This is a genomic window from Actinomycetospora lutea, from assembly GCF_028737205.1.
In the GTDB taxonomy this organism is placed as follows: Bacteria; Actinomycetota; Actinomycetes; order Mycobacteriales; family Pseudonocardiaceae; genus Actinomycetospora; species Actinomycetospora lutea.
In genome coordinates, this window is the sequence record NZ_JAQZAL010000009.1 from 184,821 (window position 1) to 204,048 (window position 19,228).

A 19,228-nucleotide genomic window follows, 5' to 3' on the forward strand; every position below is an offset into this window, starting at 1 on the left:
GGGCTGCGGGCTTGTCGCAGACGGACGGATTCGCCGGCTCACCGCCGTGGCGGCGATCGTGGCGCCGATCGTGATGCACGCCCGGCCCGCGGTCCCGTCAGCTCGGGCGACGGCCCCGCGCCCCCGGCGGGAGGACCATCGGCTCCGGGGCGTCGGGCAGCGCCGCGGTGGGCCGCGTGGTGGCGCGGTGGCCCAGGAACGCGGCGCGGTTGGCGTGCCCGAGCAGCAGCGGCAGCAGCTCGCGGGCCTGCAGCGCGCCGTACCAGCCGGCGGCCGCCGGTCCCTCGCCGAACGCCGTCACCGCGTCCTGGCGCACCGTCGGGCCCGCGACGACGAGCGGGGTGGGGTCGCCGGTGTGCAGGACGCCGCCGGTCGAGGGCGTGGCGTGGTCGCCGGTGACCGCGACGATCGCGCGCCCGGCGAGTTCGTGCAGCCCGGCCAGGCCGGGGTCGGCGGCCTCGAGCACCTCGAGCTTCGCGCGCGGCTGCTTCGTGTGCCCGGCGTCGTCGGTGGCCTTGGTGTGCACGTGGACGAACGCGGCGCCGCCGGCGAGGAGCTCCTGCGCGGCGGCGAGCCGGTCGGCGAGCTCGGTGCCGAGGTCGCGGCGCGGGTCGAGGTGGGGCGGCAGGTGCCGGGCGCGCATGTCCAGCAGCGCGGCGAGACCGCGGTAGAGCCGGGTGCTGGTGACGGCCGCGCCGGGCACGCCGACGTGCTCGGCGAACCGCGGGACCGCGCCCCGCGTGCCCGACCACTTGGTGGTCAGCACGTCCAGCGGCGGGCGGTCGCCGTCGCGGCGGGCGACGTTGACGGGGTGCTCGACGAGCACGGCACGGGCCTCGAGCAGCAGCGACTCCAGCGCCTCGGCGGTACCGGACGCGGACTCCTCGCACGCCAGCACCCGCAGCCAGGGGTGACGGTCCTCGAAGAACGGATCGGAGTCGGTCACCGCCCCGTCGGCGTGGTCGGGCAGGACGAGCAGCGCCTCGCCCCGGCCCCCGAGCGTCTCCAGCCGCGCCCCGTGCGCCTCCGCCACGGGCACGAGGGCCTCGAGCAACGCGGCCGCGTCGTCGCCGTCCCACCCCGCCGTGCGCCCCGTGATCCACACGCGCCCGTCGGGCCCGAGCGACGACGTGCGCAGCGCCGCGTGCGTGACCGCGACGTCCGCCGGCACCTCGATCCCCGCGCCCAGGGCCTCGAGCACCGCGCGCCCCGGGAACGGCACGTCGGCGTAGCCGAACATCGCCCAGTGCGCGAGCTCCGAGGACGGCGCGCGCCCCCAGCCGAACGGCAGGTGCCAGCCGGAGGACCCCCGCGCGGCGAGCGCGTCGAGCACGGGCGTGTGCGCCGCCTCGGACGGCGTGCGGTCGCCGAGCCCGGGGACGGGGCGGTCACCCAGGCCGTCGAGGACCACGAGCACCACCGGCAGCCGGTCGTCGTCGAGCCGCGGCTGGCCCTCGCCGTAGCCGGGCCCCCTCACCGGCGCTCCAGGAGCGCCGAGAGCACCGGCACCGTGGCCGGCGGCACGAGCCCGGCCCACGTGCCGTCGCGGAACCCGGCGCGGATCGTCCCGGCGTCGAGCTTGCTGGCCGGGTCGCCGTCGACGACGACCACCGCGTAGCCCCCGGCGGCGAGCCGCTCGGCCTTGTCGGACTCCCACGCCGAGTACGCCCGCACGTAGTGGACGGCGCCGCGCGGGACGTACTCCGGCCACACCTCGGGGCGGGTGAGGTCGAAGGGGACGACGGTCGCGCGGTCGGCCATCCCCGCCCCGGCCAGGGCCGCGACGAGCAGCCTCGTGCGCTCGAAGTAGGTGAACGGGTTGGCGTCGTCGGTGTGGCGGTGCGTCGAGGTGGACGCGACGTGGCGGGCGCCGGTGTCGGGGTTGGTGACCGCGACGACGAGGTGGTCGTGCTCGGCGAGGGCGAGCGCGAACAGCTCGAGGTGCTGGTCGTGCACGGGCTGGAAGCGTCCGGTGACGGCCGCCAGGGTGACGGGGCGCAGCCTCACCGGCCCACCCCGCGACGCAGCAGGCCGCGGGCGATCGCGTTCCGCTGGATCTCCACCGTGCCGGCCGGGATCTTGAGGTTGCGGGCGAGCCGGAAGAGCTTCTCCTCGGGCGAGCCGAGGCGCAGGCCGGTGCCGCCGTGGACCTGTACGGCACGGTCGGCGACCCGGAAGAACGCCTCGTCGTTGATCACCTTCACCAGGCTCGTCAGCCGCGGCGCGTCCGGGTGCAGCGGCATGCCGTAGGGCCCGCCGGGCAGCGCGTCGAGCTCGGTCTGGGCCTGCAGGGACGCCGCGCGCGCCGCGTACACGTCGGCGTCCATGTCGGCCAGCATGTGCTGCACCGACTGCAGCTCGGCGATCGGCGCTCCGCCCGAGGTGCGGCGCTGCGCGCGGTCGAGCGCCCGCTCGAGCAGCCAGGTGCCCCAGCCCGCGCACATCCCCCCGCGGCACAGGCGGCGCCAGTTGATCCAGGCCATGGCCAGCGCGAACCCGTCGCCGACCTCGCCCACGAGGTTCCCCGCCGGCACCCGGACGCCCTCGAGGTGCAGCTCGCCGGTCAGCCCGTCGTTCAGCATCGTCGGGATGTCGCGCCCGCGCGTGAAGCCCGGGCTGGTCGCGTCCACGAGGAACATCGACAACGACCGGGAGCCGGCACCGGGCTCGGTGACGGCCACGACCTGGACGACGTCGGCGAAGTGCGCGTTGGTGATCCAGGCCTTGGTGCCGTCGAGGATCCAGTCGTCGCCGTCGCGGCGCGCCGTGGTCTCCATGGCGAGCACGTCGGTGCCGACGGCGGACTCGGTGTTGGCGAACGCCGTGGTGATCTCGCCGGCCATCAGCGGCTCGAGCCACTCCTTGCGCGCGCTCTCCGAGCAGTGCTCGATCGCCGGGTTCGCGCCCTCGGTCCAGCCGAGCGCCGCGAGCCCCAGCCCGAGCCCGGAGCGCCGGTAGACGAACTCCTCGACGTGCTGCATCTCCGCGCGCGTGAACCCGCCGCCCCCGACCGCGGCGGCGACGTGCGGGTTGTAGAGCCCGGCGGCCGCGGAGCGGCGCTGCACCTCCCGGCGCGCCTCCCAGACCGCGGCGTGCATCCGGCCGTCCTCGTCGAGGCGCGGGTTGAACGCGGTGCCGACGTCGCGCGCGGCGAGCTCGGCCTCGAGCGGCGCGACCTCCGCGTCCAGGAAGGCGGCGAAGCGGGTGGTGTGGTCGGCGACGCGGTCGGTGTGTCCAGGGGTCACACCCGCATGGCCTACGGCGCCGGACGAGGTCCCGTCAACCACGCCCAGACCCGGGCACAGGGCCTACGGTCGGTGCCGTGGCCCTGATCTCCACCGCGGACTCGACCCTGCTCGTCGTCGACCTCCAGGAACGCCTCATGCCCGCGATCGCCGACGCCGACGAGGTGGTCGAGAACGCGGGGCGGCTCGTGCGGGCGGCGACGCGCCTGGGCGTCGGCGTCGCGGCGACCGAGCAGAACCCCGAGGGCCTGGGCCGCACCGTCGGCGCCATCGCGGACCTGCTGCCCGCGCCCGCGATCGCGAAGACCGGCTTCGCGGCGGGGATCGACCCCGGTCCGGGAACGATCGTCGCCCTCGGCTGCGAGGCGCACGTCTGCGTGCTGCAGACCGTGCTCGCCCTGCGCGCGCAGGGCCGCGAGGTGGCCGTCGTCGCCGACGCGGTCGGCAGCCGCCGCACGGCCAACCGCGACCGGGCGCTCGAGCGCATGCGCGCCCACGGCGTCGACGTCGTCACCACCGAGATGGTCGTGTTCGAGTGGCTCGGCTCGAGCGAGGACCCGGCCTTCCGCGAGGTCCTGAAGCTGATCAAGTGACCCGCCTGGCCGTCCTCGTCCCGATCCGCTAACGTTCGTGAGTACTGACGAAAGGGGGTGCGCGGTGGCCGAGGACGACGCCGAGACCGTGACGCTGCGCGCCCTCGTCGAGCCGCGGCGCCGCTCCATCCTGCGCCTGGTGGCCCACGACGAGCTCTCCGCCGGCGAGATCGCCTCGGCGTTCGACGTCACGCGCCCGGCCGTCAGCCAGCACCTCACCGTGCTCAAGGACGCCGGCCTGCTCTCCGAGCGACGCGAAGGCACCCGACGGCTCTACCGCGCCCGCCCCGAGGGCCTCGACGGCCTGCGGGCGTTCCTCGAGGACATGTGGGCGTCGTCGCTGGACACCGCACGGCGGCTGGTCGAGGGCAGCCGCGAAGGTGGAGACAGGGGGATCACCGATGACCAGCACGCGGCCGGCTGAGACGGGCACGGTCACTGCGCTACGACGCCCGCCGATCCGGCAGGCGACGACGGTGCGCAGCGACCGCGAGCACACCTTCGACGTGTTCGTCTCGACCATCGGGCAGTGGTGGCCGCTGCAGCCGTACTCCGCGGGCAAGGAGCGCGTGCGCACGGTGCACGTGGAGCCGCGCGTCGAGGGCCGCGTCTACGAGCGGTGGGACGACGGCACCGAGTGCGACTGGGGACATCTGCTCGCCTGGGAGCCGCCCGCTCGCCTGGTGATGACCTGGAACATGACGCCCGCCCCGACCGAGGTGGAGCTGACGTTCACCGCGCTCGGCCCGGCGCTCACCCGCGTCGCCGTGGAGCACCGCGGCTGGGAGGCCCTGTCCGACGCCCAGCTCGGCGAGGACTGCGCCCGCCCCGGCGGCTACGCCGGCGGCGCGTTCGTCCGGGGCTGGGAGGAGATCCTCGGCCGTCTCACGGCGGCGGCGGAGGCGGACGCGCCGGACATCGCCTGATCGGCGCCGGTCCCCGGGTGCCGGCGGCACCACGGCGATGAGGCACCGTGCGGGGCGACACGGCACCCGACACGGCGCCCCTCGGAGTCCCCGGCGTGGGTCACGGGAGCGGCCGAGAGGACTGACGATGGCCGACACCGGCCGCAGCGAGACCCTGACCGACGAGCGCGCGGACGAGCAGGACGCGGGCACCGACCCGTCGGCCGAGGCGGTCCGCGACACGGGCACCGACGCGGACGGGCAGGCCCACGGGACGCCCGAGGCTTCCGGGACGTCCGAGACGTCCGAGGCGTCCGAGGCGTCCGAGGCGTCCGAGGCCTCCGGGGAGACGACCGCCGAGCCGGTGGCCGCGGGCGGCACCGACGACACGCTCGACACCGACGACGAGGACGACCGGGACGACCGGGACGACCGGGACGACCGGGACGACCGGGACGACGAGGCCCCGGCCCGTCCCCGGGCACTCCTCGCCGCCACGGCCGTGGCCGCGCTCGCCGTGGTCGCGCTCGCGGTGACCGCGTTCCTGGCGCCGGGGTGGGTGATCAACCCCGGCTCGCCGGACCGCGTGGCCGAGCAGGCGACCTCGGCACTGGCCGCGAAGGACCCGGTGCAGCTCGACGCCGTGTCCTGCCGCAACCAGCAGGGGGCGCCGACCAACCCGTTCCCGCCGGATGCGCTGTCGCTGGTCCAGCAGGCCGCGCCGGCGGGCCCGCCGCAGCTCGAGCTCGACACGCAGGCGCGCGCGCCCGTCGACCTCGTGCTCAGCGCGCAGGGCCAGACCCAGAACCTGCCCGCCGACCTCGTGCTCGGCGTGACCGACGGGCAGTGGTGCATGACGGGCATCTCGCAGCGCGGCTGACGAACCCCCGACGCCCCGCGGCCCGATACGGTCGCGGGGTACGGGGAGGCGCTCGACCAGGGACGGCGAATGCAGATCACCGCGCTGTGGCGGTACCCGGTGAAGTCCATGCTCGGCGAGCCCCTCGAGGGCTCCCGGGTGGACGCCGGCGGGCTCGAGGGCGACCGGGCGCTGGCGCTCCTCGACGACGAGACGGGCACGGTGGCCACCGCCAAGCACCCCCGGCGGTGGCGCGAGCTGCTGCGGTACGCGGCGGTGACCGAGGACGGGCAGATCCGGATCACGTCCCCCGCGGGCTGGACCCGGGACGCGCTCGACCCGTGGGTGGCGGGCGCGCTCGCCGACGAGCTCGGCCGCCCGGTGCGGGTCGCGCCCCAGCGGCCCGCGGGCGCGGAGGTCGAGCGCCCCGACCCCGAGGACGTGCTGGACCAGGGCGTCGAGGCCGAGGTCGCCGCGCCCACCCTCGAGATCGCCCAGGGCACCACGGGCGGGTCGTTCGTCGACCACTCGCCGGTGCACCTGATCACCACTGCGACGCTGGACGCGATCGGCACCGAGTACCGGCGGTACCGCCCGAACGTCGTGATCGAGACCCCGGAGGGCACCCCGCCCTGGGTGGAGAACACCTGGATGGGACGCGAGCTGACGCTCACCGCCGCCGACGGGACGACGGTGACCCTCGAGGTGTCGCTCCCGACGCCGCGGTGCTCGGTCCCCACCCTCGAGCACGGCACGCTGCCGCGCGCCCCGCACGCGGTCCGCGAGCCGATGCGCGCCAACCGCGTCGAGGTCCCCGGCTTCGGCGTGCTCCCGTGCGCCGGTGCGTACGCGCAGGTGACGAGCGGCGGCACGCTGCGGGTCGGCGACACGGTCACCCTCGCCGGATGACCTGCGACAGCGTCGTCCTCGAGCGCCGCGGCGCGGTCACGATCGTCGGGCTGGACCGCCCCGCCAAGCGCAACGCGGTCGACCGCGACACCGGGCGGCACGGGTCGTTCGGGTAGGGATCCACTCCCGCCGTCGGTGGCATGCTCACCGCCATGAGCGAGCCGGTCCCCCCGCAGCCCGGGCGGCCTCCCGACCAGCCCGCACCCCGCATCGGCACCGCCGACCGGGACGCGGCGATGAAGGCCCTCGACGCGCACCTCGAGGCCGGCCGCCTCGACGCCGAGGAGTACGGCGAGCGCAGCGCCCGCGCCGCCGAGGCCCGGACCGTCGACGACCTCGTGCCGCTCTTCGCCGACCTCCCCCGGCCCCACCCGCCGCTGCCCGGCGAGACGCCCGCGCCGGCGGCTCCCGACCGCGCGCCCGCCACCCGTCGCGAGCCCGGCGCGCTGGCGCGGTACGGGCCGGCGATCAGCGGCGCGCTGCCGATCATCGCGCTGGTCCTGTTCTTCACGGTGCCGATCCCGAACGCCTGGGTGTTCTTCCTGCTCATCCCCCTCGGCGGCGCGCTGTTCGCGAGCTCCCGGCGCAACGGGAGTGACGAGCGGGACGAGAAGTGACGAAATAGGGGGTCGACGGGTCCCCGGCTCTCGACCTGACCGCCGTGACAGGAGGACCATCGCTGCTCGGACACGCACGGCAGGGACGGGGTGGCGGTCATGGCACACGCGGCGGGCGGCCCGCTCGGTCAGGGCGAGTCGCCGACGGTCCGGATCGCGCGCGGCGGCGAGCGCCGCCGCTCGACGATGATCTGGCAGGTGCTCAGCGCCGTCGCGCTGCTGGCGATGGGCGGCATCCACCTCTACCTGGTGGTGTGGGGCGGCACCGGCGGGGTGCTGGGCAACCTGTTCCTGCTCAACGCGCTCGGCGGGCTGGTGCTGGCGATCGCCGTGGTCGTCACCCGGGGGCAGCTGCTCGCGATCTCGACGGTGCTCGGGCTGCTGTTCCTGGCCGGCACCCTGGCCGCGCTCGTCCTCGCCCTCACCGTCGGCCTGTTCGGCATCGAGTCGAGCCTCGAGTACGAGCTGGCGACGACGACGCTCGTCGTGGAGTCGATCGGCACCGTCGTCCTGCTGATCACGACGGCGCTGGTGCTGCGCCGGCGCTGACACGGGTAGCCCGCGGGCATGACAGGACCGCAGACGCCGGACACCGGCCACCAGGAGGACGAGCGCGACGTCGAGGAGGCCGCCGGCGTCGTCGACGAGGCCGTCGCCCGGCGGAATGAGGACCCGGAGCCCTACGACGAGGAGGAGGCGTCGCCGACCTGACCCGTCAGGCGCGCAGGCCCCCGAGGACCAGGGCGGTGTGGCTCGCGACGACGTCGTCCGCGTCGTCGTCGGCTTCACCGCGGATCCAGCCGCTGACGCCGTTGAGCATGTCGAGGATGCCGAGGGCGGCGAGGCCCGGGTCCAGCTCGCGGAACTCGCCGCTGCGCATGCCCGCGACCAGGACGTCGCGCACCCGGCGGTTGTAGTAGTGCAGGTACTGGTCGATGTCGGCGCGGTGCTCGCCGGTGAGCGCGGGCCGCTCGTGCTGCCCGACGACGTACTCGACGCGCCGGTGGAGCAGGTGGCGGATGTGGGCGCCGATGAGCGTCGTGAGGCGCTCGGTCGGCGTGCCGGGGGCGTCGAGCAGCGGCAGGTTCTGCTCGACGGGCTCCTGGGTGACGGTCAGGCAGATCGCGTAGAGGATCTCCTCCTTGGAGGAGAAGTGGTGGTAGAGGCTGGCGCCCCGGATGCCGACGGCGTCGGCGATGTCGCGCATGCCCACGGCCGCGTAGCCGCGCGACGCGAAGATCGCGGCCGCGGCGCTGACGATCTCGGTGCGCCGCTCCGCGCTGCTCTTGCGGCGCGCGACCCGTTCCTCCACCCGGCTCAGTGCTCCGTGCGGGGTTCGACGAGGTAGTCGGCGAGGTCCGCCTCGTGGGTCATGCGCCAGTAGTCGACGATGCGCCAGGGCATCGTCGAGACGACCCGCCCGGCGGCGTTGCGGTACCAGTTGGTCATCCCGGGGTGGGTCCAGAGCATCCGGGCGTGCGCCTCGTCGTGGCGGCGGGTGTACTCGCGCTCGACCTCGGGGCGCACCTCCACCGCCCGCAGGTCCTCGCGGGCCATCGCCGCGAGCAGGTCGACGATGTAGCGCACCTGGCACTCGGCGATCGTGATGTAGCTGCCGCCGTGGCCGAGCACGGTGCCCGGCCCGCAGGTGATGAACAGGTTCGGGAAGCCCGGCACGGTGATCCCGAGGTGGGCGCGCGCGTCCTCCGGACCCCACACGTCGGCGAGGCCCGCGCCGTCGCGACCGCGGATGTCGATCGGCCACAGGTAGCGGTGGGTGTGGAAGCCGGTGGCCATGACGATCACGTCGGCGGGGGTCTCGGTGCCGCCGTCGCCGCGCAGTCCGGTGGGGGTGACCGCGGCGACGCCCTCGGCGACCAGCTCGACGTCGTCGCGGCGCAGCGCGCGGTACCACCCGTTGTCGAGCAGCATCCGCTTGCCGAAGGGCGGGTAGTCGGGCAGCGCCTTCGCGACCAGGTCGGGGCGCCCGTCGAGCTCCGCGGAGAGGTAGCGGGTGAACACGCGGCGGTGCGCGTCGTTCACCGCGTTCACCGAGCGCGCCGGGTGCTCCCACTCCGGGTCGACCTGCAGCGTCGGGTGCACCCGGTCGTTGAAGTTCCAGGCCAGCCGCGCGCGGTACCACGCGCGGTAGAACGGCACCCGTCCCATGAGGTGGTGCACGGCGGCGTCGATGGGCGCGAAGTAGACGTCGTTGGGGGCGATCCACTGCGGCGAGCGCTGGTAGACGGTGACGCGCTCCGGGGTGCCGGCGATGGCCGGCACGACCTGCATCGCGCTGGCCCCGGCGCCGACGACGGCCACGCGCTGCCCGGCGAGGTCGAGATCCTCGGGCCACTGCGCGGTGTGGAACAGGCGCCCCTCGAAGCTCTCGAGGCCCGGGATCGCGGGCATCCTGGGCCGGTTGAGCGCCCCGGTCGCGCTGATGAGGACGCGCGCGGTGACGACCTCGCCGTCGGCCGTGCGCACGCGCCACACGGCGGCGCCCTCGTCGTACTCGGCCGCGACGACCTCGGTGCCGAAGCGGATCGCCCGGCGCACGTCGTGGGCGTCGGCGACCTCGCGCAGGTACTGCTCGACCTCGTCGCGCTTGCCGAAGTGGGTGCTCCAGTCGCGGGGGGCGAACGAGAACGAGTACAGGTGGCTGGGGGTGTCGACGCCGGCGCCCGGGTAGGTGTTCTCCCACCAGCCGCCGCCGACCTCGGTGTTCTTCTCCAGCACGACGTGCTCGACGCCGGCCTCGCGCAGCTTGATCGCGGCGAGCATCCCGGAGACCCCGGCGCCGATCACCACGACGTCGATGTCGGCGCCGGCGGGCACGCTCGGCGCCGGCTGCGGGACGAAGCCGAGATCCTCGGCGAGCATGTCGGCGTACTCCGGCGGCGTCGGCTCGCCGTTGGCGAGGGTCAGCAGCTCGGTGAGCAGCTCGCCGGTCGGGGCCGGGATCGCGACCGGGGCGCCCGCCTCGTGAGCGAGGACGGCGTCGAGCACGGCCTGCCGGATCTCGGCCGCGACCTCGTCGGGGAAGCCGCCGCCGTCGTTGTTCTCCATGCCGCGGCTGCGGGTGGGTCGGTAGGGCTCGTCGAACCAGCGCCGGTCGCCGGTGAGCTGCACCAGCACCGGCACGAGCGCGGGCAGGTTGGCGTGCTCGAGCGCGCGGGCGAGCGACATGCGATCCCCTTCCCTGTCCGCGGTTAGGTTAACGATCCACCCTGTCGCTCGTCCATCACGGCGCGTCTTGACAGCCCGAGTGGCCCACACCACGATCGCCGACGAGAAACCTAACGATCGATAGGCAGGTGGCGGCGATGGAGCTGACCGACGCGATGCGCACGGTGGGGACCTGCCGGTACTTCACGGACGACGCGGTCCCGGACGACGTGCTGTACCGGGCGTTCGACGCCGCACGCTTCGGTCCGCAGGGCGGCAACCGCCAGCCGGTGCGCTGGGTCGTCGTGCGCGACCCCGCCCGCAAGCAGGCCCTCGCCGACCTCTACCTGCCGCTGTGGAAGTCCTACCTCGGCGCGATCGGCGACGGCACGGTCAACGTCGGCGCGCTGCCGAAGACCGTGCAGGACGCCGACCACTTCGCCGAGCACCTGGCGCAGGCCCCGGCCATCGTCGTCGTGTGCGCCGAGATCGACGGGCTGCACCCGACCGACCTGGAGCTCGACCGGTTCTCCGTCGTCGGCGGGGCGTCGATCTACCCGACGGTCCAGAACTTCTGCCTGGCGCTGCGCGACCAGGGCGTCGGCTCCGCGGTGACGACCCTGCTGTGCCACCACGAGCCGCAGGTCCGCGAGCTGCTGGAGCTCCCCGACGGCGTGCTCACCGCCGCGCACGTCGCGATCGGCTACCCGGCCAAGGGCTTCCCGCGCAAGCTCACGCGGTCCCCGGTCGAGGACATCGTCTCGGGCGAGACCTACGGCTCGCCCTACTTCGCCGGCGCCGGGGTCTGAGCCCCGTGGCCGACCTCGCCCCGCACCACCGGACCCTGCTCGGCCGGGCCACGATCGGCGACCAGCTGCGCCGCCACGCCCGCACCCAGCCGCACAAGGTCGCGTTCATCGCCTACACGGGAGACGGCACGCGCACCGAGACGACCTACGGCGCGCTCGACGAGCGGGCCAACCGCTTCGCGGCACTGTTCGCCGCGCGCGGCATCGGTCGGGGCGGGCGGATCGCGTCGATGGCGCGCAACAGCGTCGACGTGGTCGCCGCCTACTACGGCGCCCTGAAGATCGGCGCCGCGTTCACGGGGATCAACCCGCTCTACCGCGAGGCGGAGGTCGCCCACCAGCTCGACCACAGCCGCGCCGGGCTCGTGCTCGTCGACGACGCCTTCGCCGCGGTCCTCCCCGAGGGCGCCGCGCGGCTCCACTACGGCCCGGAGGTCGACGCGCTGCTGGCCGGGCAGCGCGCCGACGAGCCGGAGGTCGAGCTCGACGAGAACGACGTCGCCCTCATCGTCTACACCTCGGGCACCGAGGCCGCGCCCAAGGGCGTGCTCATCCCCCACCGCAACTACCTCGCGTCCACCGCGCCCGCCTGGGGGTGGGGCCTGCAGACCGGGCCGGCGGACACCTGGCTGTTCGTCATGCCGTTCCACACCATCGCCGGGCTCGGGTCGATGACCAGCCTGACGCTGATGGGCGCCACGCTCGTCCTGCCCGCGACCGCCGATCCGGCCACCGCGGTGCAGGTGATCGGCCGCGAGCGGGTCACGGTGATCGCCCAGACCCCGACCTTCTACATCGCCCTCGCCGCGCAGGGTGCGTTCGGGCCCGAGACGGTCGGGCAGGTCCGGCGGTGCATGACCTACGGCGGGCAGATCCCGCCGCACGTAGTCGACGCCTGGTCCGCGGCCGCGCCCGACGTGCTGTGGGGCACCTACTGGGGCCAGTCGGAGCTGTCGCAGCTCGGCACGGTCGGCTTCTTCCGCACGCTCGACGACGTCCCCGGCGGCGACCCGACGTGGATCGGCAAGCCCGTCACCCACCTCGAGATCCGCGTCGTGGACGCCGACGACCGCGACGCCGAGATCGGCGAGCTGATCTGCCGCACGCCGTCGGCGATGCTCGGCTACCTCGACGACCCGGAGCGCACGGACCAGGTCTTCCGGGGCGGCTGGGTCCGCACCGGCGACATGGTCCGCGTCGACGCCGAGGGCAACCTGTTCTTCCACGACCGCGTCAAGGACATGATCAAGTCGGGCGGGATGAACGTGTCGTCGCAGGAGGTCGAGCGCGTCGTCCACGGCCACCCGGCCGTCGAGCGCGCCGCCGTGGTGGGCATGCCCGACCCGTACTGGTCGGAGGCCGTGACCGTGTTCGTCGTCGTCCGGCCGGGCCACGCGCTGACCGGCGACGAGCTGGTGGCCCACTGCAGGGCCGTGCTGGCGACCTACAAGGTGCCCAAGGCCGTGCACCTCGTCGACGAGCTCCCCGTCGACCCGCAGGGCAAGGTCCTCAAGCGCCGGCTGCGGGACGCGGCGCCGGCCTGACCGTGACCGAGCCGGCGGGGCAGACCTGGATGAGCTGGTCGGGCGGCAAGGACGGGGCGTTCGCGCTGGCCGTGGCCCGCGAGACGGTGCCGGTGGCCGGGCTGCACACGACGGTCGACGGCGAGGGGCTCGTGGTGGCGAGCCACGTCCCGGCCGCGCTCGTGCACGCCCAGGCCGCCGCGCTCGGCCTGCCGCTCGAGACCGCGGCGCTGCCCTCGCCGTGCCCGAACGACGTGTACGAGGAGCGGGTGCGCGCCGCGTGGAGGCGCCTGGGGGCGACCGAGGTCCTCTACGGCGACCTGTTCCTCGCCGACATCCGGGCCTACCGCGAGCAGGTGCTGGCCGGCACCGGGATCGCCGCGCGCTTCCCGCTGTGGGAGCGGCCCACGGACCGGCTCGCGCGGGAGATGCTCGGCGCCGGGGTGCGGGCGACGGTCGTATGCGTCGACCCCTCCCGGGTCTCCGCCTCGCTCGTCGGCCGGGCGTGGGACGCCGCGCTGCTGGCCGACCTCCCCGCGGGCGTCGACCCGTGCGGGGAGAACGGCGAGTTCCACACGCTCGTCACCGACGGGCCGGGGTTCGCGCACCCGGTGGACGCGCCGGTCACCGGCACGGCCGAGCGCGACGGGTTCGTCGTGGCGACCTTCTGACACGCTCCCGTGCATGGCCGCCCGCTTCACCGAGGTCGCCGACGGCGTGCACCTCGGCGCCCTCGCCCCCGCCGCGCTCCTGAACACCGTGCTGCTCGAGGGCCCCGACGGCGACGTCGTCGTCGACGCGGGGTTCCCCTGGTCCGCGCGGCGTCTCGCGGTCCTGCTGCGGGGCCGCCACGTCGCCGAGCACGCCGTGACCCACGCGCACGGCGACCACGTCGGCGCGTCCGCCTGGCTGTGCCGGCAGACCGGCGCGCCGCTGGCGATGGGCGCTGCCGACGCGGGCCGGTTCGAGGACGGGCGGCTCGACACGCACTCCGGGCGACTCGGCCGCGCGGTGCTCGCCCCGCTGGCCCGCGAGCGCCGGCGGGTGGACCGGCGCCTCGCCGAGGGCGACCGCGTCGCCGGGTTCACGGTGCTCAGCGTGCCCGGGCACAGCCCCGGCACCCTCGCCCTGTGGCGGGCGGAGGACCGGGTGCTCATCGTCGGCGACGGCCCGGTGAACGTGTCGGGCGACCCGCGCTCGCCGCGGTGGCTCCCGCTGCCCCGGGGCCTGCACGACGACCCCGGCGCCGCGGTCGCGTCCCGGCGCCGCCTGGCCGCCCTGCGCCCGGACCTCGTCGTCGCCCTGCACGGCCGGCCGGTGGCCTCGGCGGACCGATGGGCCCGGGCGGTCGGGCCGTGAGACCGCTGTCCGTCGCCCTCGTTCGGCGTAGCGTCGATCGATGGCGAAGGACCAGAAGGACAAGAAGCCCCGGGAGGACCCGGTCGCGACCGCGCTGACGGCCCCGGACACCCCGATCAAGGACAACGGGAGCGTGCCCCCGACCGGCCCGCCGGAGCGCGTCGCGCGCCCCACGCCGCCGGTCCCCGCCCGCGGGGTCACCGACTCCGTCGTGGCGGTCGCGTCGGACGCCGCGGGTGTGGTGCGTCGCGTGCTCCCCCACCGCACCCCGGTCTACCTCGGCGGGGCGGCGCTGCTGGTGCTCGGCGTGGTCGACCTCCCGGTCGCGGCGGGCGGCGTGCTGGTCTACGAAGCGGTCCGGCGGTGGCACCCGGCGGCGCGCTGATCGCCCTCAGACGTTGCGGGGGAACCCGAGGTCGAGCTCGCCGCCGGCGACGCCGGACGGGCCGCGTCGAGCGGGGTCGATCCACCGGGAGGTGACCACCTTGCCGCGGGTGAAGAAGTGCACGCCCTCGGTGCCGTGGGCATGGGTGTCGCCGAACAGCGAGCTCCCCCAGCCGCCGAAGCTGTAGTACGCGGTGGGCACGGGCACCGGCACGTTGATGCCGATCATCCCGACCTCCACCTCGTACTGGAAGCGCCGCGCGGCGCCGCCGTCGTTGGTGAAGATCGCGGTGCCGTTGCCGTAGGGGTTGGCGTTGATCAGCGCCACGGCCTGCTCGTAGGTGTCCACACGGATCACCGAGAGCACCGGCCCGAAGATCTCGTCGGTGTAGATCGACATGTCGGTGGTGACGTGGTCGAACAGCGTCGGCCCGACGAAGAAGCCCTCGCCATCGGCGTCGGGGGTCACCCCGCGGCCGTCCACCACCAGCGTGGCCCCGGCGGCCGCGCCGGCGTCGACGTAGGACGACACGCGTTCCTGGGCGGCGCGGGAGACCAGCGGGCCCATGTCCGCCCCACGCCGCCCGTCGCCGGTGCGCAGGCCCTCGGCCCGCTCGCGGATCTTCTCCACCAGCGGGTCGCCGGCCGACCCCACCGCCACGACCGCCGAGATCGCCATGCACCGCTCGCCCGCCGACCCGAACCCGGCGTTGATCGCCTGGTCGGCGGCCATGTCGAGGTCGGCGTCGGGCAGCACCACGGCGTGGTTCTTCGCGCCGCCCAGGGCCTGCACGCGCTTGCCGTGCGCGGTGCCGGTCTCGTAGACGTACCGCGCGATCGGCGTCGAGCCCACGAAGCTGATGCTCCGGACCTCGGGGTGGGTGAGCAGCCCGTCCACGGCGATCCTGTCGCCGTGCAGCACGTTGAACACCCCGTCGGGCAGCCCGGCCTCGCGCCACAGCTCGGCGAGCCACTGCGCGGCCGAGGGGACCTTCTCCGAGGGCTTGAGCACCACGGTGTTGCCTGCCGCGATCGCGATCGGGAAGAACCACATCGGCACCATGGCCGGGAAGTTGAACGGGCTGATGATCCCGACGACCCCGAGGGGCTGGCGGATCGAGGACACGTCGATGCCCGTCGAGGCGTTCTCGGTGGCCGAACCCTTGAGCAGGTGCGAGATGCCGCAGGCGAACTCCACGACCTCCTGCCCGCGGGCGACCTCGCCGGCCGCGTCGGACAGCACCTTGCCGTGCTCGGCGGTGATGATCTCCGCGAGCTCCTCCGCGCGGGCGTTGAGCAGCTCACGGAACGCGAAGAGAATCTGGGTGCGCCGGGCCAGCGAGGTGTCCCGCCAGCCGGGGAACGCCTCGCGGGCCGCCCCCACGACGGCGTCGACGTCCGCCTCGGTCGCGAGCACGACCCGGCGGGTGACCTGCCCGGTCGCCGGGTCGGTCACCTCGCCGAAGCGCTCGGTGGTCGACTTCAGGGCCGCGCCGCCGGCCCAGTGCTGGAGTATCCCCGTCACGCCCAGGAGGCTAGGCGCCCGGGGACGTCCCGGCCCACCGCAGCCGGGCCCGGCGCAGCTGCTCGGTCCACATGGTGGTCTTCGTGCGGTGCGGCGGCGCCGGCGCGAGCCCGTGCGCGGCGAGGAAGACCGCCACGGCCTCGGCGGTGCGCCGCGCGTCGGCGGGCGCGCAGCGCGCGGAGAACTCCTCCAGCACGCGGCCGCCGGGGAACCGGAAGCGCTCGTGGCGGGCGTGGGCGATCCCGCAGCGCGGGCGCGGCACGGAGGCGCGCTCGATCACGAGCGGGCCGAAGACGCCCAGTTCGTCGCTCGCGAGCTCGCCCGCCGCGCCCCGGAGCAGCTCCTCCTGGTCCGCGGTGAGGATCTTCTGCACGGGCACGCGGCCGTCACGGACGTCGAGCGCGCGCTCGCCCTCCAGCGCCGTGCGCACCTCGGTGCTGCGGTGGACGAGGCCCGGCAGCATGTCGAGCTCGATGCGCGACCCGGCGGGCGGCATGCCGCCCGGCACGGGGTCCTCGCCGCGGACGCGCACCGTCAGGTCCCAGCGGTCGCGGCCCCGGTCGCGCAGGCGCACGTGCACGCCGAGGTGGGCGAGCCCGAGGTCGGGCGTGTCGACCAGGTGCAGGCGGCGGGTCCGGACACGCCCGTGCCGCCCGGCCAGGTGGACCGTCGACCCGGGCTGCGGGGTGAGCAGGACCTTCAGCTCGACGCTCTCGACGCCGCCGTCGACGACGCGGGCCCAGGCGGCGTCGTCCGGCGGCGGAAACCCGAGGGCGTCGGCGAGGTGGGCGCCCGACAGCGTTCCGCAACGCTCGAGCATGCACGCTCCTGCACGGACAGGTCATCGGCGATCGAGGGGCGTCGCGGCAGTCTTCTCGACCGCGGTCGTCCCGACCGTAGGAGATCCGGCCCACCCCCGCCACACCTCCGGGTGATCCGGAGAGCGACGCTCACACCGTGGACTTCTTGCCCTCCCACAGCTCGCCACCGGTGAGCACGTAGACGAAGGGCACGACCGGCACCAGGGCCAGCACCGCCCACACGATCTTCGCCGTCCCGCTGAGCTCCGGGCGCACCACGAGGTTGAGCCACACGAGCACCACGGCCACGGGGTGCAGGAAACAGACCAGGAGCTCGGCGAGCTTCTTCATCGTCGCATCCGCGGTGTTCGGGCTCGCCCGGACGGGCCACCGGTGACCACCGACCGTAGCGGGCGCCCCGGGGGCGCACCAGACCCGCAGATCTTCAGCCCGGCACGAGCGCGCGCAGGACCGCCTCGACGTCGGCGGCGCTCCACGGGGCGGGGTCGCACCAGCAGCGCAGGAAGAGCCCGTCGACGGCGGCGGCCACCGCCGCGCGGCGCCGGGGGTCGGCGACGACGGGCGCGAGCACGGCGTCGAGCGCCCGTGTCCAGCGGACCCACTCGTCGCGCAGCGCAGGGCGCCGGCCCGCCTGCAGGAACAGCTCGTACTCGGCGTCGACGGTGCGCGTCGGGTCGATCGCGCCGGCGGCGACGAGCCCGGCGAGGGCCGGCAGGGGGTCGTCGTGCCCGGCGCAGCGCGCCAGGGCGGCGACCCAGTCGTCGTTGACCGCGGCGAGCGTCGCCGAGAGCAGCCCGTCGACGGTGGGGAAGTGGTAGCTGACGAGGCTCGGCGTCATCCCCGCCTCGGCGGCGACGGCCCGCTGGGTCACCGCGGCCACCCCGCCCCGGCCGATGACGCGCATCGTGGCCTCGCGCAGCAGCCGGCGGCGCTCCTCGCCCTTGCGGCGGCGCCCGTCGGACCCGTCGGACCCCGCGGCGCCCGGGCCGCTCATGCCGGCGTGCTGTGCGCGCCGAGCTCGAGGGCGAGCACGCCGGCGATGACCAGGGCGATGCCGCCGACCTGCACCCACGTCAGCGACTCGCCGAGGAACGTCGCCCCCGCCATCGCGGCGAGCGCGACGCCCGCGGCCGCCCAGATGCCGTAGGCGACGCTGATGCCGAGGCCGCGGGCCAGCGCCTGCGAGAGCAGCCCGAACGCCGCGAGGTAGCCGACCACCACGACGATCGACGGCACCAGCCGCGTGAAGCCCTCGGAGAGCTTCAGCGAGACGGTCGCGACCACCTCGGTCGCGATCGCCAGCGCGAGGAGCACGTAGGCCATGGCCGCCCTTCCGAAAAACAGGTCATCTGCCCAGGATTCTACGTCAGGACACGTCACCGTCGCCCGATCGAGACCGGTCGTACATAATCGATCGCGCACGATCGGATAGGGAGCGTGAGAATGGCGGGCGGGAGCCGACCGGAGCCGGTCATGCGGTACCAGTGGGCGAGCGACGACCCCGAGGCCGCGAACCAGTACCTGCGGGACACGTACACGGCCTTCCGGCCCCAGCGGGTCGATCCGGCGGGGTTCACGTTCTGGACCGAGGTGGCGGCGACCGACCTGTTCGGGGTCGGGCGGCTGCGCCACTCCGGGCCCGTGCGCGCGCACTGCGACCCCCCGGCCGCGTTCGTGGTCGTGCAGAGCCTCGCGGGCGGGCCCCACCACGTCGACGACGGCTCGGGCGTGGTCGGCGGGACGCTCAAGCTCACCCCGACCTGGTCGGAGTACGGCACGGGCTGGCAGGACGTCACCGTGCAGACCGCGGTGCTCGACCACGACGAGGTCGTCCGGGTCGCCGCCGAGCTCTCGGGGCTCGAGCCCGAGGCGGTCGCGTTCACCTCGGCGGCGCCCGTGTCGCTCGCGCTCGCCGCCCACTGGTGCCGGCTGTGCACCCACGTGCACGACGACATCCTGACCTCGGACGTCCTGATGGACGCGCCGCTGGTCCGGGCCAACACCCTGCGGCACCTCGCGACGACCCTGGTCACCACGTTCCCGAACACCGCCCTCGAGCTGCTGACGGACCCGACCGCGCGCGAGGGCGGCCAGGCAGAGCCCGCGACCGTGCGCCGCGCGGTGGAGTTCATGGACTCCCACGCCCACGAGGACATCGGGCTGACCGAGATCGCCGACGCGGCCCGGATCGGCGCGCGGTCGCTGCAGCTGGCGTTCCGCCGCCACCGCGACACCACGCCGCTGGAGTACCTGCGCCGCGTGCGCCTCGAGAGCGCCCACCGCGACCTGCTCGCCGGCGACCCCACGCGCGGCGACCGCGTCGAGGCGATCGCCGCGCGCTGGGGCTTCGGGCACCCGGGCCGCTTCTCGGTGATCTACCGCGAGCACTACGGGCGCTCGCCGAGCGCGACGCTGCGGCTCTGACGCCGCGTAGTCGCCGGCTCGCGGAGAGATTCCCCTGCTCCCCGGGGAACATCCCGCCCCGCCCGCACCGTCACAGTGCCGAACGCC

At 75.0% G+C, this 19,228-nt stretch carries 24 protein-coding genes; 14 read left to right on the top strand and 10 right to left on the bottom strand.

Annotation, left to right across the window (positions count from 1 at the left end):
* Positions 1 to 97 precede the first annotated feature (97 nt).
* Genes PHK61_RS12425 through PHK61_RS12435 form a run of 3 tightly spaced genes read right to left on the bottom strand, consistent with a single transcriptional unit; the run spans position 98 to position 3,245 of the window.
* Complete coding sequence (locus tag PHK61_RS12425) at positions 98 to 1,477, bottom strand: BPG-independent phosphoglycerate mutase family protein (protein ID WP_274281286.1); 1,380 nt, start codon at positions 1,475 to 1,477, stop codon at positions 98 to 100.
* Positions 1,474 to 2,007 carry a nucleotidyl transferase family protein gene (locus PHK61_RS12430; RefSeq protein WP_274281287.1) on the bottom strand — a complete coding sequence of 178 codons (534 nt, stop codon included), beginning with the start codon at positions 2,005 to 2,007 and terminating at the stop codon, positions 1,474 to 1,476. The genes PHK61_RS12425 and PHK61_RS12430 overlap by 4 nt, the downstream gene beginning before the upstream one ends.
* The gene (locus tag PHK61_RS12435) at positions 2,004 to 3,245 is read right to left on the bottom strand and encodes an acyl-CoA dehydrogenase family protein (RefSeq protein ID WP_274281288.1); all 1,242 of its coding nucleotides are present in this window, start codon (positions 3,243 to 3,245) and stop codon (positions 2,004 to 2,006) included. Before PHK61_RS12435 ends, PHK61_RS12430 begins: the two co-directional genes overlap by 4 nt.
* A gap of 77 nt (positions 3,246 to 3,322) precedes the next feature.
* On the opposite strand from PHK61_RS12435, the gene PHK61_RS12440 reads away from it, so the two are divergent.
* The 8 genes from PHK61_RS12440 (at position 3,323) to PHK61_RS12475 (ending at position 7,839) form a co-directional block, all read left to right on the top strand.
* The gene (locus PHK61_RS12440; RefSeq protein WP_274281289.1) at positions 3,323 to 3,838 is read left to right on the top strand and encodes an isochorismatase family protein; all 516 of its coding nucleotides are present in this window, start codon (positions 3,323 to 3,325) and stop codon (positions 3,836 to 3,838) included.
* 37 nt (positions 3,839 to 3,875) lie between these two features.
* Positions 3,876 to 4,262 carry an ArsR/SmtB family transcription factor gene (locus PHK61_RS12445; protein ID WP_274281290.1) on the top strand — a complete coding sequence of 129 codons (387 nt, stop codon included), beginning with the start codon at positions 3,876 to 3,878 and terminating at the stop codon, positions 4,260 to 4,262.
* Positions 4,240 to 4,764, top strand: a complete 525-nt coding sequence (locus PHK61_RS12450) for an SRPBCC domain-containing protein (RefSeq protein WP_274281291.1) — start codon at positions 4,240 to 4,242, stop codon at positions 4,762 to 4,764. Before PHK61_RS12445 ends, PHK61_RS12450 begins: the two co-directional genes overlap by 23 nt.
* A gap of 127 nt (positions 4,765 to 4,891) precedes the next feature.
* Positions 4,892 to 5,623 (top strand): hypothetical protein, encoded by a 732-nt coding sequence (locus tag PHK61_RS12455; RefSeq protein WP_274281292.1) that lies wholly within the window; start codon positions 4,892 to 4,894, stop codon positions 5,621 to 5,623.
* 69 nt (positions 5,624 to 5,692) lie between these two features.
* On the top strand, positions 5,693 to 6,511 hold the full coding sequence (locus PHK61_RS12460) for an MOSC domain-containing protein (RefSeq protein ID WP_274281293.1): 819 nt from the start codon (positions 5,693 to 5,695) through the stop codon (positions 6,509 to 6,511).
* A gap of 152 nt (positions 6,512 to 6,663) precedes the next feature.
* Positions 6,664 to 7,128, top strand: a complete 465-nt coding sequence (locus tag PHK61_RS12465; RefSeq protein WP_274281294.1) for a DUF1707 SHOCT-like domain-containing protein — start codon at positions 6,664 to 6,666, stop codon at positions 7,126 to 7,128.
* A gap of 99 nt (positions 7,129 to 7,227) precedes the next feature.
* Positions 7,228 to 7,677: a hypothetical protein gene (locus tag PHK61_RS12470; protein WP_274281295.1), complete on the top strand. Its 450-nt coding sequence runs from the start codon at positions 7,228 to 7,230 to the stop codon at positions 7,675 to 7,677.
* 18 nt (positions 7,678 to 7,695) lie between these two features.
* Positions 7,696 to 7,839, top strand: coding sequence for a hypothetical protein (locus PHK61_RS12475; protein WP_274281296.1), 144 nt, complete (start codon positions 7,696 to 7,698; stop codon positions 7,837 to 7,839).
* Between the two features lie 4 nt (positions 7,840 to 7,843).
* Here PHK61_RS12475 and PHK61_RS12480 read toward each other — a convergent pair whose 3' ends face one another.
* Entirely contained in the window at positions 7,844 to 8,440 is a 597-nt protein-coding gene (locus PHK61_RS12480; RefSeq protein ID WP_274281297.1) for a TetR/AcrR family transcriptional regulator, read from the bottom strand.
* Positions 8,441 to 8,445: 5 nt separating this feature from the next.
* Positions 8,446 to 10,317 (bottom strand): flavin-containing monooxygenase, encoded by a 1,872-nt coding sequence (locus tag PHK61_RS12485; protein WP_274281298.1) that lies wholly within the window; start codon positions 10,315 to 10,317, stop codon positions 8,446 to 8,448.
* A gap of 137 nt (positions 10,318 to 10,454) precedes the next feature.
* Between PHK61_RS12485 and PHK61_RS12490 the strand changes: the two genes are divergently transcribed.
* The 5 genes from PHK61_RS12490 to PHK61_RS12510 are packed head-to-tail and all read left to right on the top strand — an operon-like array spanning position 10,455 to position 14,372.
* Positions 10,455 to 11,105: a nitroreductase family protein gene (locus PHK61_RS12490; protein ID WP_274281299.1), complete on the top strand. Its 651-nt coding sequence runs from the start codon at positions 10,455 to 10,457 to the stop codon at positions 11,103 to 11,105.
* A gap of 5 nt (positions 11,106 to 11,110) precedes the next feature.
* A complete protein-coding gene (locus tag PHK61_RS12495; RefSeq protein WP_274281300.1) occupies positions 11,111 to 12,649 on the top strand; it encodes a class I adenylate-forming enzyme family protein in 1,539 nt (512 codons plus the stop codon).
* A 2-nt stretch (positions 12,650 to 12,651) separates the two neighbouring features.
* Positions 12,652 to 13,299: a Dph6-related ATP pyrophosphatase gene (locus tag PHK61_RS12500; RefSeq protein WP_274281301.1), complete on the top strand. Its 648-nt coding sequence runs from the start codon at positions 12,652 to 12,654 to the stop codon at positions 13,297 to 13,299.
* 13 nt (positions 13,300 to 13,312) lie between these two features.
* Entirely contained in the window at positions 13,313 to 13,987 is a 675-nt protein-coding gene (locus tag PHK61_RS12505) for an MBL fold metallo-hydrolase (RefSeq protein WP_274281302.1), read from the top strand.
* 40 nt (positions 13,988 to 14,027) lie between these two features.
* On the top strand, positions 14,028 to 14,372 hold the full coding sequence (locus tag PHK61_RS12510) for a hypothetical protein (RefSeq protein WP_274281303.1): 345 nt from the start codon (positions 14,028 to 14,030) through the stop codon (positions 14,370 to 14,372).
* A gap of 6 nt (positions 14,373 to 14,378) precedes the next feature.
* Here PHK61_RS12510 and PHK61_RS12515 read toward each other — a convergent pair whose 3' ends face one another.
* The 5 genes from PHK61_RS12515 to PHK61_RS12535 all read right to left on the bottom strand — a co-directional run bounded on the left by PHK61_RS12515 (position 14,379) and on the right by PHK61_RS12535 (position 18,040).
* Positions 14,379 to 15,896 (bottom strand): CoA-acylating methylmalonate-semialdehyde dehydrogenase, encoded by a 1,518-nt coding sequence (locus PHK61_RS12515; RefSeq protein WP_420791387.1) that lies wholly within the window; start codon positions 15,894 to 15,896, stop codon positions 14,379 to 14,381.
* Positions 15,897 to 15,906: 10 nt separating this feature from the next.
* A complete protein-coding gene (locus tag PHK61_RS12520) occupies positions 15,907 to 16,716 on the bottom strand; it encodes a hypothetical protein (RefSeq protein WP_274281304.1) in 810 nt (269 codons plus the stop codon).
* Positions 16,717 to 16,846: 130 nt separating this feature from the next.
* Positions 16,847 to 17,047 carry a hypothetical protein gene (locus PHK61_RS12525; protein WP_274281305.1) on the bottom strand — a complete coding sequence of 67 codons (201 nt, stop codon included), beginning with the start codon at positions 17,045 to 17,047 and terminating at the stop codon, positions 16,847 to 16,849.
* A 94-nt stretch (positions 17,048 to 17,141) separates the two neighbouring features.
* A complete protein-coding gene (locus PHK61_RS12530; protein WP_274281306.1) occupies positions 17,142 to 17,711 on the bottom strand; it encodes a TetR/AcrR family transcriptional regulator in 570 nt (189 codons plus the stop codon).
* Positions 17,708 to 18,040 (bottom strand): DMT family transporter, encoded by a 333-nt coding sequence (locus PHK61_RS12535; protein WP_274281307.1) that lies wholly within the window; start codon positions 18,038 to 18,040, stop codon positions 17,708 to 17,710. Before PHK61_RS12535 ends, PHK61_RS12530 begins: the two co-directional genes overlap by 4 nt.
* Before the next feature lie 150 nt (positions 18,041 to 18,190).
* Between PHK61_RS12535 and PHK61_RS12540 the strand changes: the two genes are divergently transcribed.
* Positions 18,191 to 19,141, top strand: coding sequence for a helix-turn-helix transcriptional regulator (locus PHK61_RS12540; protein ID WP_274281308.1), 951 nt, complete (start codon positions 18,191 to 18,193; stop codon positions 19,139 to 19,141).
* The last annotated feature ends 87 nt before the right edge of the window (positions 19,142 to 19,228 follow it).

Coding starts and splice junctions, on each gene's coding strand:
- PHK61_RS12450 (WP_274281291.1), top strand. CDS start 4,240: ATGACCAGCACGCGGCCGGCTGAGACGGGCACGGTCACTGCGCTACGA.
- PHK61_RS12455 (WP_274281292.1), top strand. CDS start 4,892: ATGGCCGACACCGGCCGCAGCGAGACCCTGACCGACGAGCGCGCGGAC.
- PHK61_RS12460 (WP_274281293.1), top strand. CDS start 5,693: ATGCAGATCACCGCGCTGTGGCGGTACCCGGTGAAGTCCATGCTCGGC.
- PHK61_RS12465 (WP_274281294.1), top strand. CDS start 6,664: ATGAGCGAGCCGGTCCCCCCGCAGCCCGGGCGGCCTCCCGACCAGCCC.
- PHK61_RS12470 (WP_274281295.1), top strand. CDS start 7,228: ATGGCACACGCGGCGGGCGGCCCGCTCGGTCAGGGCGAGTCGCCGACG.
- PHK61_RS12475 (WP_274281296.1), top strand. CDS start 7,696: ATGACAGGACCGCAGACGCCGGACACCGGCCACCAGGAGGACGAGCGC.
- PHK61_RS12485 (WP_274281298.1), bottom strand. CDS start 10,317: ATGTCGCTCGCCCGCGCGCTCGAGCACGCCAACCTGCCCGCGCTCGTG.
- PHK61_RS12490 (WP_274281299.1), top strand. CDS start 10,455: ATGGAGCTGACCGACGCGATGCGCACGGTGGGGACCTGCCGGTACTTC.
- PHK61_RS12505 (WP_274281302.1), top strand. CDS start 13,313: ATGGCCGCCCGCTTCACCGAGGTCGCCGACGGCGTGCACCTCGGCGCC.
- PHK61_RS12510 (WP_274281303.1), top strand. CDS start 14,028: ATGGCGAAGGACCAGAAGGACAAGAAGCCCCGGGAGGACCCGGTCGCG.
- PHK61_RS12520 (WP_274281304.1), bottom strand. CDS start 16,716: ATGCTCGAGCGTTGCGGAACGCTGTCGGGCGCCCACCTCGCCGACGCC.
- PHK61_RS12525 (WP_274281305.1), bottom strand. CDS start 17,047: ATGAAGAAGCTCGCCGAGCTCCTGGTCTGTTTCCTGCACCCCGTGGCC.
- PHK61_RS12530 (WP_274281306.1), bottom strand. CDS start 17,711: ATGAGCGGCCCGGGCGCCGCGGGGTCCGACGGGTCCGACGGGCGCCGC.
- PHK61_RS12535 (WP_274281307.1), bottom strand. CDS start 18,040: ATGGCCTACGTGCTCCTCGCGCTGGCGATCGCGACCGAGGTGGTCGCG.
- PHK61_RS12540 (WP_274281308.1), top strand. CDS start 18,191: ATGCGGTACCAGTGGGCGAGCGACGACCCCGAGGCCGCGAACCAGTAC.